Source organism: Alkalicoccus daliensis (assembly GCF_900103955.1).
Classification (GTDB): Bacteria; Bacillota; Bacilli; order Bacillales; family Salisediminibacteriaceae; genus Alkalicoccus; species Alkalicoccus daliensis.
The window spans coordinates 36,256-51,367 of the sequence record NZ_FNIL01000007.1 but is presented as its reverse complement, the minus strand read 5'-3'; the positions used below and the strand labels follow the sequence as shown (position 1 = coordinate 51,367).

At 42.0% G+C, this 15,112-nt stretch carries 13 protein-coding genes; 3 read left to right on the top strand and 10 right to left on the bottom strand.

Annotated features, from left to right (window positions below; all coding sequences use genetic code 11):
- Positions 1-47 precede the first annotated feature (47 nt).
- From BLP92_RS11590 to BLP92_RS11580, 3 genes are all read right to left on the bottom strand, one after another.
- Entirely contained in the window at positions 48-1,100 is a 1,053-nt protein-coding gene (locus BLP92_RS11590) for an ATP-grasp domain-containing protein (protein WP_090843116.1), read from the bottom strand.
- 207 nt (positions 1,101-1,307) lie between these two features.
- A complete protein-coding gene (locus BLP92_RS11585; RefSeq protein WP_090843115.1) occupies positions 1,308-2,168 on the bottom strand; it encodes a DMT family transporter in 861 nt (286 codons plus the stop codon).
- A 259-nt stretch (positions 2,169-2,427) separates the two neighbouring features.
- Positions 2,428-3,630: a PQQ-dependent sugar dehydrogenase gene (locus tag BLP92_RS11580; RefSeq protein ID WP_090843114.1), complete on the bottom strand. Its 1,203-nt coding sequence runs from the start codon at positions 3,628-3,630 to the stop codon at positions 2,428-2,430.
- A gap of 214 nt (positions 3,631-3,844) precedes the next feature.
- Here BLP92_RS11580 and BLP92_RS11575 point away from each other — a divergent pair, with 214 nt between their 5' ends.
- Positions 3,845-4,870, top strand: coding sequence for a CAP and S-layer homology domain-containing protein (locus BLP92_RS11575; protein ID WP_175444272.1), 1,026 nt, complete (start codon positions 3,845-3,847; stop codon positions 4,868-4,870).
- Positions 4,871-4,998: 128 nt separating this feature from the next.
- On the opposite strand, the gene BLP92_RS11570 is transcribed toward BLP92_RS11575, so the two are convergent.
- The 3 genes from BLP92_RS11570 to BLP92_RS18045 all read right to left on the bottom strand — a co-directional run bounded on the left by BLP92_RS11570 (position 4,999) and on the right by BLP92_RS18045 (position 7,738).
- Positions 4,999-6,603 (bottom strand): Mur ligase family protein, encoded by a 1,605-nt coding sequence (locus tag BLP92_RS11570; RefSeq protein WP_090843112.1) that lies wholly within the window; start codon positions 6,601-6,603, stop codon positions 4,999-5,001.
- A 363-nt stretch (positions 6,604-6,966) separates the two neighbouring features.
- Entirely contained in the window at positions 6,967-7,569 is a 603-nt protein-coding gene (locus BLP92_RS11565) for a Fic/DOC family protein (RefSeq protein ID WP_090843111.1), read from the bottom strand.
- Entirely contained in the window at positions 7,562-7,738 is a 177-nt protein-coding gene (locus tag BLP92_RS18045; RefSeq protein WP_175444268.1) for a hypothetical protein, read from the bottom strand. Before BLP92_RS18045 ends, BLP92_RS11565 begins: the two co-directional genes overlap by 8 nt.
- 266 nt (positions 7,739-8,004) lie before the next feature.
- Here BLP92_RS18045 and BLP92_RS11560 point away from each other — a divergent pair, with 266 nt between their 5' ends.
- Together BLP92_RS11560 and BLP92_RS11555 are read left to right on the top strand one after the other, a co-directional pair.
- Entirely contained in the window at positions 8,005-8,925 is a 921-nt protein-coding gene (locus BLP92_RS11560; protein ID WP_090843110.1) for a DMT family transporter, read from the top strand.
- A 287-nt stretch (positions 8,926-9,212) separates the two neighbouring features.
- On the top strand, positions 9,213-9,473 hold the full coding sequence (locus tag BLP92_RS11555; RefSeq protein ID WP_090843109.1) for a hypothetical protein: 261 nt from the start codon (positions 9,213-9,215) through the stop codon (positions 9,471-9,473).
- 71 nt (positions 9,474-9,544) lie between these two features.
- Here the strand turns inward: BLP92_RS11555 and BLP92_RS11550 are convergent, their stop codons facing one another.
- The 4 genes from BLP92_RS11550 to BLP92_RS11535 form a co-directional block, all read right to left on the bottom strand.
- The gene (locus BLP92_RS11550) at positions 9,545-10,996 is read right to left on the bottom strand and encodes an aldehyde dehydrogenase family protein (RefSeq protein WP_090843108.1); all 1,452 of its coding nucleotides are present in this window, start codon (positions 10,994-10,996) and stop codon (positions 9,545-9,547) included.
- A gap of 20 nt (positions 10,997-11,016) precedes the next feature.
- On the bottom strand, positions 11,017-12,069 hold the full coding sequence (locus BLP92_RS11545; protein WP_090843107.1) for a homoserine dehydrogenase: 1,053 nt from the start codon (positions 12,067-12,069) through the stop codon (positions 11,017-11,019).
- 69 nt (positions 12,070-12,138) lie between these two features.
- Positions 12,139-13,341, bottom strand: coding sequence for a cystathionine gamma-synthase family protein (locus BLP92_RS11540; RefSeq protein ID WP_090843106.1), 1,203 nt, complete (start codon positions 13,339-13,341; stop codon positions 12,139-12,141).
- A 25-nt stretch (positions 13,342-13,366) separates the two neighbouring features.
- Entirely contained in the window at positions 13,367-14,575 is a 1,209-nt protein-coding gene (locus tag BLP92_RS11535) for a M24 family metallopeptidase (RefSeq protein ID WP_090843224.1), read from the bottom strand.
- Between the last annotated feature and the right edge of the window lie 537 nt (positions 14,576-15,112).

The following is a 15,112-nucleotide window of genomic DNA, read 5'->3' as shown; positions in this document are numbered from 1 at the left end:
GAGACATTATGAATTTCAATGTTCTCCTGCATTTAATAGTTCACTAATTAACTGTGAGAGTATAATCTTTTTCCTCTATTTTTATTTATCTGCGTCACGACATCATGGCGGGCAAATTCCAGTCCAGGTTCTTCTTCGGCCCATTCTTTTTTAATATCCTGACCGGATAAAAGCGCAAGTATGATAGATGGAAGATCTGCGCCAGCGTGGTGTGAAAATGCATACCCTCCTCCTACCCGAGGATTAATGTCAATTACATAATAATCTTTCCCGTCATAATAAACGTCTGTATTAATATAACCGACATGTCCAAGATTCTCTCCTATTTTCCGCGCAATATCATGCAGAACAGGTTCATCATAAATAATACATCTGTCTACATCTCCTCCGCGCATTGCCAGCTGCTTTCTTACAAATGAAGTAACATAATGGCCGTTCAAATCATTAAATATATCCAGACTGAATTTGTCCCCTTCTACTACCTGTTGAATAATCACATTCTCTTCCGGATTTTTATCTGTTGCTTCTGTTAAAGGTTCTGCTTTAATTTCTTCTACTACGCGGCGGTAAGCCATTTCCAGGTCTTCTAAATAATAAACGAACTCAATTCCAACAGAAGCGGAACCATTTCTCGGTTTTAATATAACAGGCAGATCCAGTTCTCCTGATTCTACTGCTTTTTTTGTATCTTTTACATTGCTGAAAGTTTTGGGAGCTTTCACGCCAAAACCACCAAGCAGTTCTTCATACTTTCCTTTATCCCTGATTTTCTCATTTACATCTGCACTTGGTACGAAAACTGATATACCATTCTCCATAAATTTATCTTTATGCTCTATCAGCTGGGCAACCTCCAGATCATTTAAAGGTAAAATACCTTTTACTTCGTGCTCTTTGCAGATTTCTAAAATTACATTTGCATATTCAGGGTCTGTATGAGCAGGAACTACATAGCTGATATCTCCCTGCTGAAGGGACGGGGCATTATATTCCGGGTCTGTCGCAATTACTTTGCCATTGATATCAAGTTTTCTGTAAGCTTCCTGAAAAAAACCAACAAAATCTATGCGTCTTGCCGTAGATGTAATTAAAACGTTCATAGTTATCGATCCTCCTATATAGCCAATGAAAATTGTGTTACTTATAACCCATTATTACCCGGATGTAAATAAAGACAATCTAATATTTGAAGAAATTTAGAAAAATACATATTCTCTTAAGAACATTGTTTCTTCCTGACGAAACATCCAAATCTGCGGGGTGGACGTTGAAGTAGTTTGGAAAACAGCATGTGATTTCCTGAGTTCTTATCTTCTTAAAAACAAGTACACTCCAAGCAGCACCAGAAATCCTCCGCTGATCTGCATAAGTGTCACCGTTTCTCCCAGCAGGAGCACAGCTAAAATGGTGGCTCCGACCGGCTCTCCTAAAATACTCATGGAAATAGTGGAGGTATTTACATAATTTAAAAGCAGATTATAAATAACATGCGCAATTGTAGGGAATACAGCCAGTAAAATAAATATTCTCCATTCTCCTGCATCATATCCCCCAAGAGGTACCGCTGTAATAATGTTATATATCATCAGTGCGATACCGGCAATCAGGAAAACACAGAAGCTGTAAATCCAGTGAGAGATCTTTTTTACAGTGGACTGCCCAATTAACAGATAAGCGACAATCGCAATTACGCTGAGAAAAGACAATAAATCTCCGATAAGGTGTGCCCTGCTCAGCCCCAGATCTCCAATACCAATAATTACAATTCCAACAAAAGAAATGCTAATGGTTGCGACTGTAAAAAAATCAGTTCGTTCTTTATAAATTAAATACCCTCCAGCTAATGCGATGATCGGCTGCAGAGCAAGTATAATCGTAGAACTCGCCACCGTAGTAAGTTTCAGTGAACCGAACCAAAGTGCAAAGTGAAGTGCTAAAAACACCCCTGAAAAAGTAAGGATAATAAAATCTCTGCCTTTTAAACGGTACAGCTGTTCACGCTTCACAAAAATTATAGGGAGGAGCAGCAATGCTGCCAGAAACATTCTGTACATACTGATAATAGTCGCTGGAGCATCTGACCATTTTACAAAAATAGCTGCAAAAGAGATGGCTATAATAGATATTGTTAACAATAAACCAATCGGCTGCGGTTTAGGTTCTTCCATAATTAAGGCCCCCCTCAAGCAAAATCAACTGATAATTTTAATTACATATGTAAATCAATGTACATGAACCTTCCTTGTCTATTATACTTGAAATTCTTTTATGAATAACTGTGATGGTAATTGTCCCCACTAACTCTTGTATTATATTTTATTAAATTATTTGGAGAAAAAATATATAGAAAGGCAGGCGGTTCTTTGAGATAGGAATACTTATATTTCTACAGACAAAAAGCAGGTCCCAAAGACCTGCTTTTACATCCTAATCTCTGGTGAGACGGAGAAGACGATCGTCATTTTCTCCAGGATTACCTCTGCCGTCGGTATTATTTGTAATGATATATAATGCATTATCGTGAACTACTACATCGCGAAGGCGTCCTTCTCCTTCATAGGTAATGTGCATTTCTTCCTCTTCTTCATTAAATACATACACACTTTCTCCGCGCAGCCCTACCGTAATAAATTCATCTTCCCAAAAAGCTGCTCCTGAAGGTGCCCAGGTAGTTTCTCCGGAGTGAAGCGCGGGTGTTTCCATTCCTTCCTCCTCTTCACTGCCTTCGATAACCGGCCAGCCATAGTTATTGCCTGGCTCTATAATGTTCACCTCATCCAAAGCCTGTGCTCCATGCTCAGAACTGTAAAGCTCTTCTTCTGTATTCCACGCCAGCCCCTGAGGATTTCGATGGCCGTAGCTGTATACGTAAGAATCATCTAAAGGATTATCATCTGGAATCTCCCCTTCGGTCGTCATTCGCAGAATGCTTCCTGCAAGACGGCCTTCGTCCTGAGACCAGTCTGGTTCATCAGCATCTCCAGTAGTGGCATAGAGCATATCATCGGGTCCTAAAGCAAGCCGGCCTCCATTATGAATCTGTGCCCCCTCAATCTCGTCGAGCAGAATATCTGTTTCTTCCCAGCCGTCTTCTGTGCGTTCTGCCCGGACAATTCTGTTGGAAAGCCCTGTTTCTCCTCCTTCATATGTGTAATAAAGAAATGCTTCTTCTTCCTCCAGCAGTTCAAAGCCAAGCAGTCCGCCCTCTCCTGCTTCGACAATTGGATCAGATGTTCTCATTTCTATTTGTTCAGGTTCTTCCCCTTCTGTAATTTCTAAAATATGGCCTTCTCTGCTGGTAAGATGAATTACTTCTGCATCTTCACTTAAAGTAATTGTCCACGGTGTAGAAAGTTGATCGGCTAAAGTCTCCACATTCCAGTCCTCTATATTTGTATTCGTGAGTGTATCTTCATCGTTTATATTATTTTCTTCCTGTGTGTTTTCCGCTTCATTCTGATTATTATCAGAGTTGTTTATCGGATCGACTGCCTCATCACTATTATTATCATCGTTATTGCTCTCGTTATTTTGAGGACTCTCTACTACATCAACATTATTTTCTTCGTTGTTTGCCTGACAAGCAGACACCAGGAACAACAGCGAAAATAGCGAAGCTGCTTTATACATCTTATCTCTCCTTTTATTTACAGGTTTACAAAGCTTATACCCGTGGGATGATTATATATAACAGTTCTTTTATCACTTTTATTTCCTTCTTTTAACATACTTCTAAGAAAATTCATGTTTTTACTTAATGCGAAGTAAACATAAACCCTCTGTCTTCCTTACCGTGATACAATATGGGAAATGAAATATGCTGCAGAGAGCAAAGGAGGAATATATGAACTATGCATCTTCCTTTAGACGTTATATTATCTCCCTCATTGGAATAGCTGCTTTTTTTCTATCTGGTAACACAGTCCATGCCTCTTTTCCAGACGTCTCAAGTGATCACTATGCTTATGAACATATTCAGTCTCTATTAAAAAAAGATATACTTGCCATTGATGCAGATGGAAGATTTCGGCCAGAGTATGAAGCCGCGAGAGGGCAGCAGGCGATTATGGTAGGGCGTGCGCTTGATATTGAAACAGAAAGCGAGAATGCCCATACTTATCAGGATGTAAACTCTCAATTGGAGGGTTACCAGTATATATATGCCCTTACTGCTCAGGGAATTTTTAAAGAAACTGAATTTTTTTACCCGGGGAACTCTTTTACGCGTGCAGAAATGAACCGGGCAATCATTTTTGCTGCAGAGCAGAAAGAAACTTTTTCTTCTCCTCGTGACGTTCTTTCTTCATTATGGTCCGCAGCTAATATCGATACTCTTCTTACAGCTGGTCTTACGAAAGGGGAAGCAGGCGATTCTTTTGGTCCCGAGAAGCCTATGACCCGTGCACAAGCAGCTGTATATACTAATCAAATTTCGGATTATCTCTCTGGTGAACAAGTCAGAGTGCCTCTTATTCTGATTGAAGATTTTGCAACTCCCATAGAAGAAGAAATTCTAAAATTAACAAATGAAGAAAGAGCCGCAGAAGGCATTGATCCTCTGGAATTTCACAGCGAACTTCGGGAAGTAGCAATGGTGAAAGCCGAAGACATGCATATTAATAATTACTTTGCTCATGAATCCCCCGAGCACGGAGATCCGTTTCAAATGATCTTGGAAGCAGGTATTACTTTTAGAAATGCCGGAGAAAATATTGCATACGGGCAGCCTTCCGCGGAGGAAGTAATAAAAGAATGGATGGAAAGCCCGGGGCACAGGGAAAATATCATGAATGAAAACTACACACATTTAGGTGTTGGTTATTATGAAGGTGGCAGAACTTACTATGTACAAATGTTTATGCAGCCATAATAAGAAATGTAAACTGACATAGAAAAATTCATGTTCATCTAATGCAAAATCCGCCTGCTGCAGTAACACAGTGGGCGGATTATTTGTTTTATTCGATATGTTTTCCAAACTGGCTAATTGCCTATTATTTATTGGGAGTGGTCACCTGCAGCTTCCGGGTAATTATTGTCAAACAGTGCGATTGTTTCCGGTTTGGCAATTTTATGCATATGCTGGATGGCATCATTAAAATCCTCTGCTACATAATAGTTATCTTTGGGAAATTTCACTTCTTCCAGTCCTTCCTGAAAATACTTCGTTAATTTTTCCCCGACCAGAATAATATAATCACACTTTTCCGCGCTGTAGCGGCTCCATTCTTTATTCCATTCATATTCTGATTCTTCCAGATTCATAATACCCGGTGTGATCAGCATACGATATCCGTTCATTTTTCCAAGTATTTCTACTGCCCGCTTTGAGCCGGCGGGATCAGAATTATTGCTGTCATCAATAATCGTAATATTTCCCTTCTGCGGCTTCAGCTCCAGACTTCGCTTTAAAGGGGCAATATTTTTAATAGGCAGGATCATTTGAGATAGCGTCATATTCATCTCTAAACCTAATGCAATAGCAGCAAGCAGATTGTAAATATTATGCTTTCCCAGAAGACAGGTTTGAAAGTTTTCTGTTTCACCGTCCGCTGTGACAACTTTAAAACTCGTTCCTTTGCGGCTGTATGCAATTTCTGAGGCTCTGATGTCCACATCTTCCTGTTCAATCCCGTAATAAACACTTTTTACTGGGTTGGCCGCTTCATAAGACCTTATATTTTCATCATCTTTATTTAACAGAGCTGTACCGTTTTCCGGGAGAGTTTCGACTATCTCATGCTTTGTTTTTTTAATCGTTTCTAAAGAACCAAACGTTTCCATATGTTCTTCACTGATTGAGCTGATGATTCCATATTCCTGGCCGACCACGCCGCAGATAGATGCGATGTCACCCTCCTGCTTTGCGTTCATTTCTACGATAAATACTTCATGATCCGGTTTCAATTGTTCATTAATTGTCTCGGTCACACTGAGTTCAGTATGATAGCTTCCTGACGTAACCAGTACATTATATTTCTCAGACAGTATTGCTTCTGCAAAAGTTTTTACACTCGATTTTCCCGCACTCCCTGTGACACCAATTACTTTTAAATCTGGTGAAGCCTGTATTAAACGCTTAGCATCATCTATGGAACGCTGATTAATATTCCGCTCTACAGGCTCAAGAAGGCTGTTAGTAATTTTTACTAAGGTAAAAGGAAGACAAGCCAGCACAATTAATACAACGACCGAAAATTCGATGCTGATAAAAGCACCGATAGCAATAGCTAAAGCCGAGCCCACTCCGTAAAGTAAATATGTAACTCCAAAAATCCGCTGTATCTGCGGAGTGTATTCCAGGTCTCCTTCCTTTTCGGGACGCGTAGCATATAAATAGCCAAACACGATGATAAATGCAGCAGCAGAACCCGCCAGTATAAAATTGTCTGCATCTGAAAATATAACAAGAATAATTGGTGTAAAATACAGCACTTCTATCGGCGAAAATACCTTGTTCATGTTATTGCTCATCCATTTATTTAATTCTTCATTCTGGTAGAAGTTCAACTGGAGCATATGCACACTCCGTTTCACTTTTAAAGTGACAGGCAGAATCCATGCAGCCAGTAATACGATAAAGAAAACGATTGTTGAAATCATGCAGGTCTCCTTTTTGTTATTTTGCTCTATTAAAGTTAAAATCGCTTTTTATAGAAAAGGCGATACTATTATCTATAGCCTTTAAAAATAAGTTTCGGCAATTATTTATGAACCAGAAAAAAATTGCTCGTGAAGCATAAATATTTTTTTGTAAGGTTTGCGAAAAACGAAATCAGCGGACCACTGGAGAAGAAGTAAAAAGAAAGCTCCCGCAGGACGCAGTAAACCTGAGAAAGCGTAGATCTTCTTTACAGCAGACCCGCCTCTCAGCAGCAATGTACCACCGATTCATTACATACACTTCCATTTTACCATGAAATGGTATGTGTCCGCCTCTTTAATAAGAAGGGGGAACTTCGTTATTTAATTATCGAATTTTTTCTCTTGCCACAACAGCTGTTCCAGTACTTCAGCCAGCGGAGCTGAATCAGTAACCGATTGAATTGAAGTCCGGAGAATTTCTTTTTTGTCACCTTTTGTCCAGTCCAGCTGGAATCCTGACTCTCCGGCAAGAGAACGGATAAATTCACGTATCGCTCTGCCGTTTCCATCCCGAAAAGGGTGCAGGACGTTGAGTTCAGCAAGATAAAAAGCCAATTTCTCTGCACATTCTTCCTTAGATAAATCATTCCATGCTTCGCTTTGGAGACTCGTGAATATTTTTTTCGCACTCGGTTCGATATGTTTTATATGAGCAAATGCAAAACCGTCTTTTGCGATATTTTCTGTACGGACTTTCCCGGCAAAGGGATAGAGATCCTGAAAAATCCATGCATGTATTTTCTTTAGATGCGCGAAATCCCACGCGCCTTTTAAAGGCGTGAGGGACAATTCTGCAAGTCTTTTGGAAGTCAGCATTCCATCGAGCCTTTGAAGCTGCTCTTCATTTTTTATATGAAAGTAGTTTCTTAATACTTCTGTGCCGGGATAGCAGTACTTTGAGGGGCCTGGACCGTATTTACTCATTTCTGGACAGCTCAAGAGCACGCTGCAAAAATGACTCCTGACTTACATTGCCTGCCAATCGTTCTTTCACAAGCGCTTCTTCTTTCTCCGTGAGCGTCATTCCTTCTACTGCAAGTGACGCCTGGGCAGAACGCAGCGCGGTTTCAATTTCTATATTTTTTGCAGTCACTTACACATCGCCTCCGTTTATTTCTATCTCCATTATACTACATATTTTAATAGGAAGAAAATGTACTGCCAGTTTGCACTTCCACGAAAAGTAAGAGCCCAGATGCACTGAGACAGCTTTAACACCTTTCACAAAATCAAACGGAAAAAGCTTACCTGCAAAAATGTTAATGATTTCTATTACAGGTATGTTAACATCGCCATTACTTCTCTTTTCTTTCTTACTGTTCCGTATTAAAATGTAAAAAGTAGTTAGGAGAGGATTTCATGTCGAACAAAATGGCTTATTTGATTGTGATGGCCGGAGCAGCGCTCTGGGGCACAATCGGAATATTTGTAAACCAATTAAATGCCGCTGGCTTTACCCCGTGGGAAGTTGTTGGAATACGTCTTTCTTTTTCCGCAGGCCTGCTGCTTCTTTTTTTATTGTTATTTAAGCGTCATCTCCTTTATGTAAAGCTCCGGGATTTACCTTTTTTTATTGGGACAGGTATTATCAGCATTGCATTTTTTAATTATTTCTTTTTTACCGTCATAGAAACTGCTACTCTGTCCCTTGCAATCGTTCTCTTGTATACAGGTCCGGTTTTCGTGGCTCTTATTTCAAGATTTACTTTTGGTGAACCGTTTACCGGCAGAAAGATTGCTGCATTAGTCTTAATGATGCTGGGCTGTGTTTTCGCAGTGGAACTTCTGCCGGCAGGATCGCTCTCCGTTTCCGGCACTACAATTTTATTTGGAGTGCTCTCAGGTTTTTTCTATGCTCTTTACAGTATTTTCGGAAAATATGTAAGCGGCCGGTACCATGCGATGACAATTACAACTTATTCTATGGTATTCGGAAGTTTATTCCTGCTTCCTACGAGCCGCCTTTGGGAAAAATCCCACCTTCTTACAAGCACTCCAGTACTGCTTTCCAGTTTTGGCATCGCAGCAGTAGCTACTGTCTTTGCCTACATATTTTACACTGCGGGACTCCGCTATATTGAATCAAGCAGAGCCGCTATTCTTTCTACAGTGGAACCAGTCGTAGGAATTATTATTGGACTTCTTGTCTTTCAGGAAGTTGTCACCTTCTGGCAGGGCATCGGGATGGCTCTCGTCCTTGCTTCTGTGCTGCTGACAGTGCAGAAACAAAAACGAACGCATCCAATGGCATTGAAATGGAAAGGAAAGAAAACCGGTTGATACATCATCGTTTTTTCTCCAGGGAAATGAATAATTTGAATATAGGAACGCACATTAACAAAGCTTTTATTTTCAAAGCAGCCACAAAAATAAAAAGTACGGACCGGCAGTTACATAACTGCCGGTCCGTCAGAGTGTTTATAAAGTAAAAATTTTTGTATATTTATGATTTGCTGTGTATAGATTCTCCTCCGCTTGCCGGCCGGTCTTCAGCTATTTTCCTGCCCGCGGGGCAGAAAAAAGGATCTTCATACTGTGCTTGAATCCCGCTGTCACCGCCGGGAGCTATGGAGACAAGTTATTTCCGCAGAAAAAGTGTTCCTGTTTCTGCGGTTTTGTATATAACCATTGCCTCCCTTATTTATGCTGCAGTCGCAGAAGAGTCGACTCCTGGAGGATTTGAACGATTCGAAGATCCACCTGCCAACGGCAGGTTAGCTGAGAGAGTTCCCTCCGGAAAGCGACACTTCGGAGACAAAAGCATAAGATCGTATACTTATACAAAAAAAGCACTTTTTCAACAGGCTCATGGACCGGCAGTTACATAACTGCCGGTCCGTCTTTTATAATAATCTGCTGCGATTGTGAATGAAGAAGCTGTACTCCCTCATCAAGTCCTTTATACAGACCATGGCTGGGTCAGTTTGATGCAGACAACACGCGGCTCTGTCATTTCCTGAATAGAATGTGCCACCCCTTCTCTTCCGAGTCCTGACTGCTTGACTCCTCCGAATGGCATTTCGTCTATTCGATAATCACTGCTGTCGTTTACCATTACACCGCCTACATGCAGATGGTTCACTGCATAAAAAGCATGGTCAATATTTTTTGTGAAAATACCAGCCTGCAGACCGTAGTCAACGTCATTCGCTCTTGAAACTGCTTCCTGTAAGCTCTCTACTTCCTCAAGCAGGACCACAGGCCCAAAGATTTCCTCATAGTATAAGCGGCAGCTGACGGGTACATCTACAAGCACGGTCGGTTCGTAAAATGCGCCTTCCCGCTTTCCTCCCTGAAGAATTCTGGCACCCTCGGATACTGCTTCATTCACCCATTCTTCCACCCGTTTTGCTTCTGTTTCATTAATAAGAGGACCCATATCCGTCCACTCAGATAATTTATCGCCCATCTGCAGTTCTTTTGTCCGTTCAGCAAACAGAGCTGCAAAATCATCAAATAAATTTTGTTCAATAAATACTCTCTGTACACCGATACAATTTTGGCCTGCTGCAGAAAATGCACCTGATACTGTTGATTTTACAGCATCATGCAGATCTGCATCATTCAGTACAATAACAGGCGAGTTTGAGCCAAGCTCCATTCCGATTTTCTTACGACCTGCTTTATCTATAATTTTGTCCCCCGCATTCACTCCTCCGGTAAAAGAAATCATTTTCACTTCCGGATGGGTGACAAGTTCTTCCCCAAGCTCTCTTCCAGCGCCGGTGATTACTGAAAGAAATCCCCGCGGCACCCCTGCCTGATCCAAAGCTTCTGCTAAGAGAAGTGCGCTCAGTGGAGTAACGGAAGCCGGTTTAACTACGACGGGATTGCCCGCTGCTAACGCTGGACCAACTTTATGCGCTACGAGGTTGAGTGGGTCATTAAAAGGCGTAATAGCTGCAACGACCCCGATCGGAAACCGGAAATAATAGCCGGTGCGGTTCTCACTGCCTTCTTTTTGGTCAAAATTAATAGTTTCTCCTTTAATACGTCTTGCCTCTTCCCCGCTGATCCGCAGTGTCTGTACAGCTCTGCTCACTTCCCCACGCGCCTCGGTAATCGTTTTAGAACCTTCCCGGGCGATCGTATAGGCATAGCGTTCGTGATTTTTCTCTATATAATCCGCCGCCCGCTGCAGCACTTTCATCCGTTCATGCGTGGGCCAGGAAGAAATGGAGTAAAATGTTTCTGCTGCTCCGTCGATTACTTTTCTTGCATACTCCCGAGTAGTTTTTGGAACTCTCGCAATCACTTCATTATTTTGGGGATCCACTACTTCAAACGTTTCTTCCTGACTGACCCATTCTCCCAAAACATACATCTTTACGGATAATACTTTAGTCTGCATTAATTACACCGCCTTTTCAGTTATTGCTTTACGGCTGCTTTCTGCCGGGTGAAGTGAATCAAATCAATAAGCAGAGAAAATCCCGTTTCTTTCAATCCCGCACCAGCTCCCGTTAAAAAAATCGGCCCTGCAAGGTCACATTCATACAGTATTGCATTAGTAGCACCCGGGACAGCTGCCAGAGGATTCGTCTCATCCAGTTTTTCCGGCTGTATAACAGCTTTCACACCTGATTCAGTTCTGGTTATTTTAGCAACAAGACGAATACGTTTCCCTTCTTTCACCGCTTCATGAAGCATCTCCTGCGTCACTTCTGTAATTCCCGTACAGGGTACATTTGCGGCGATCATCGGTGTCTGCATCACTACATTTGAAAGGATTACTGCTTTATAGCGGGCATCATATCCTTCTACATCACTTGTCGGGTCCGCTTCTGCAAATCCCTGCTCCTGTGCTTTTTTCAAGGCCTCCTCATAAGAAGATCCCTTTTCCATTTCAGTTAGCATATAATTTGTTGTTCCGTTTAAAATGCCAGTAATCTGGTGGATCTTATTACCGCAGAGTGTTTCTCTCGGAAGGCGCAGTGCAGGAGTACCGCTCATCACTGTTCCTTCAAAACCAAAGAACGCCCCATTATTTTCTGCTGCTTCCGACAATTCCTGATAAGCCAGTGCCACGGGTCCTTTATTCGTAGTAATGACACTTTTTCCTTTTTCAAAAGCAGCTCTGCAGTGGTCAATTGCCGGCTGACCTGTATTTACATCCGTAAAAGTAACCTCTACAATAACATCTGCATTCGTTTCTTGAATCGTTCTGATACTATCAAGGCCGGTAATTGTACTGCTGTCCCCGATATATTCGCTTAAAGGACGCTTTTCCTTCGCAAGCGAAAGTAACTGATTCCCATCCAGGCCGTTCGGATTATAAACAGACCCTTTCATCACATCAGCTACTGCTACTACCTGCGTTTCCAGTCCTTCCTCCAAACGAAGTTCGTTTTCTTTTTCAAGCAGTATCTGAAGCAGCCCCTGGCCGACCCCTCCGAACCCAATGAATGCGAGCTTTACTGTCATAAGAGAACTCCTCCTTCTGGAAAGTCACTGAAAAATTCAGACTCGACTTTTCAGTGACTTTTTGATGGTCTATACGCTCGTGAAAATTTCTTTTGGCAGAGATTGAAACGCCTGTTCCAGGTCTCCGATAAGGTCTTCAATATCTTCAATCCCTGCAGAATATCGAATCAGTCCTTCTGGAATTCCCATTGCTGCCCGCTCTTCCGGTGTACACTCTACGTGGCTCGTTGTGCGGGAAGGTCCGACGATTGTCTCTACGGAACCGAGATTCGCTGCCCGGTTGGCAAATTCCAGTTTTGGAAGCAGATGACGCACTGTATCTACTCCGCCTTTTACACTAAAACTGAGCATACCGCCAAAGCCGCTCATCTGTTCCTTCGCAATGTCATGGTGCGGATGCGTTTCCAGTCCTGGATAAAACACGTCATCCACAATATCCACTGACTGCAGATATTCCGCTACCTTCATTGCATTTTCGTTCTGCCGCTCCACACGAAGCTTCAATGTTTTCATCCCGCGCAGCAGCAGGTAGGCGGACATAGGATCCATGGTCGCACCGTTGATCTCCCGGTAGTGATATACTTTTTCCACCAGTTCTTTAGCGCCTACCAGCACCCCGCCGAGTGCATCCGCATGCCCCCCGAGAAACTTCGTTGCACTATGGAGCACAAGGTCTACTCCCAGCGCAAGGGGATTCTGGTTGATCGGTGTTGCAAACGTATTATCTACTATGACTAAAGCTCCTGCTTTTTTTCCCGCTCGTGCCATTCGGGCAATATCTGTGATTTTTACTGTAGGGTTCGTCGGTGTTTCCAAATAAAGCACCTTGCATCCTTTCGCAACTTCTGCTTCAATCGCTTCATGATCGCCGGTATCGCATAACACAACATCAATATTCAGCTGCGGCAGAAATTCCGTAAAAATTTTGTTTGTGCCGCCGTAGGTGTCTTTAATTGAAACAATTCTGTCTCCAGGGAAAAGGAATGTCCCAAGCGTATTACTGATTGCTGCCATTCCTGTAGAAAAAGCAGTAGCATGCTCCGCGCCTTCCAGGATTCGCACCTTGTTTTCAAACGCTTCCACAGTAGGATTCGTGTTCCGTCCGTAAATGTGGCCTTTTTTGTTTCCTACCGCTACTTCGTACCATTCATCCATATCCTCATATCCATAAGAAACGCTGTGCACTACCGGTACCTGCGTAGCTCCAAATGCCAGCTGTTCTTTTTCTCCTGCCCAGATTGCTTTTGTACCCATTCTAATGTCTTTTTTCATTGAAAAAACCTCCTCATTTAATTAATTATGAAATTTCTCCGCCGTGCTGATTCAATAAGAAAGGATGCTTTATTATCAGCTCCCGCGGGTAATTGGAAAAAGTAGTACATCCATTTTCTGTAATGCGCAGCGTTTCACTAAGTTCTATTCCATACTGATCAAACCAAAGAGCTGGAATTAAATGAAATGTCATGTTTGGTTCCAGTACCGTCTGATCTCCTTTGCGGATGCTCGCTGTATGCTCTCCCCAGTCTGGTGGATATCCAAGTCCGACGGAATATCCGAGTCTTGATTCTTTTTCAATACCGTAGGCGCTGATTGATCTGCGCCATGCTTCTTCCATATCACTGCATGTTGCCCCAGGTTTCGCTGCTTCCAGTACAGCTGCAATTCCGTCCTGAATAATAGGAGTAAGCTGATGAAGCCGGTCATCCGGGTTCCCTATCGTGACTGTTCGGGCAAGGGGTACATGGTACCGTTGGTAACAGCCAGCGAGTTCAATAATCGTGGAATCTCCATCTTCAAATGGCCGGTCACTCCAGGTCAGATGCGGTATGCCCGTATTTTTACCCGATGGAAGCATTGGTACAATAGAAGTATATTCTCCGCCGAATTCTTCCGTACCGCTGATTAAATGGTACGAAATATGCGCTGCTGCATCGTTTTCCCGGCTTCCGATTCGAATATTTTCTATTCCATGATGCATTGCTTTATCAGCAATCAGTGCCGCTCGCTTCATATATTCTATTTCCTGTTGAGATTTGATAATTCTCACGTAATTTACAATTAAATCTCCGTCTATAAATTTTGCATTCGGAAGGGCCTGCTGCAGTTTCATAAAGGCTTTCGCGGAAAAATAATAATTATCCATTTCTACACCGATACGCCGGTTCCCCTGGCCTATCTGAGCTAAAATTTCTCCTACGAAACTCATCGGATGGAAGACGTCAGAATGCACATAATAATCGGGATACGCAATAATATTTTCATCGTATATCCACGTAGTAACTCTTGCTCCATTTGCGTCTAAATAACGGCCGATCCATAATGGCTGCGGCTCGTCGATAATAATGACCACCATCTGATGCACATAAAATGACCAGGCATCATATCCAGTTAAATAATTCATGTTGGCCGGGTCAGTAACAAGCAGAACATCAATTCCCCGATCTGCCATGCTCTTCTTAGTCTTTTGCAATCTCTCTTGATACTCTTGAATATCAAAAGGCAGCATATCCATCCACCCTCTTCCGTTTTTTGATTATTTAGATTGTTCTTACATTTATCTTAATACTTCATTGTTAAAAATATGATGTACAACTTGTATGAACGTTTGCCTTTCTTCTTCATACAAATTGAACATTTGCATAATCTAAAATATATAAATGCACAAGGGAGTATTTGATTATTCTCTTTTATTTGTATAAAAGTATAATTTGCATCAGGTGTGTCGATTATCAAATATAATTAGAATAATATCTGTTGTTTCCCAATCTAAAAACGAGTGAAGAAACTTCTTGTCTGGAATGCATTAAGACTCTCTGCTTCCGCCGGACGCTTTCCGTAGGAGACTCTCTCAGCTAGTCTGCCTTCGGCAGCCGGATCTTCGAATCGTCCTCAAAACCTCCCGGAGTTGCCGGCTGCGCGCTGCTCTTTTTTGAAGATGGCTGTATTGGTATTTTTATCATTCTTTTAAAATCAATACTGTAGTTTCACGAAACGATGACCTACCCTGATTTCTTATTGTAATCTGTTAACCCTTACCTAAGAC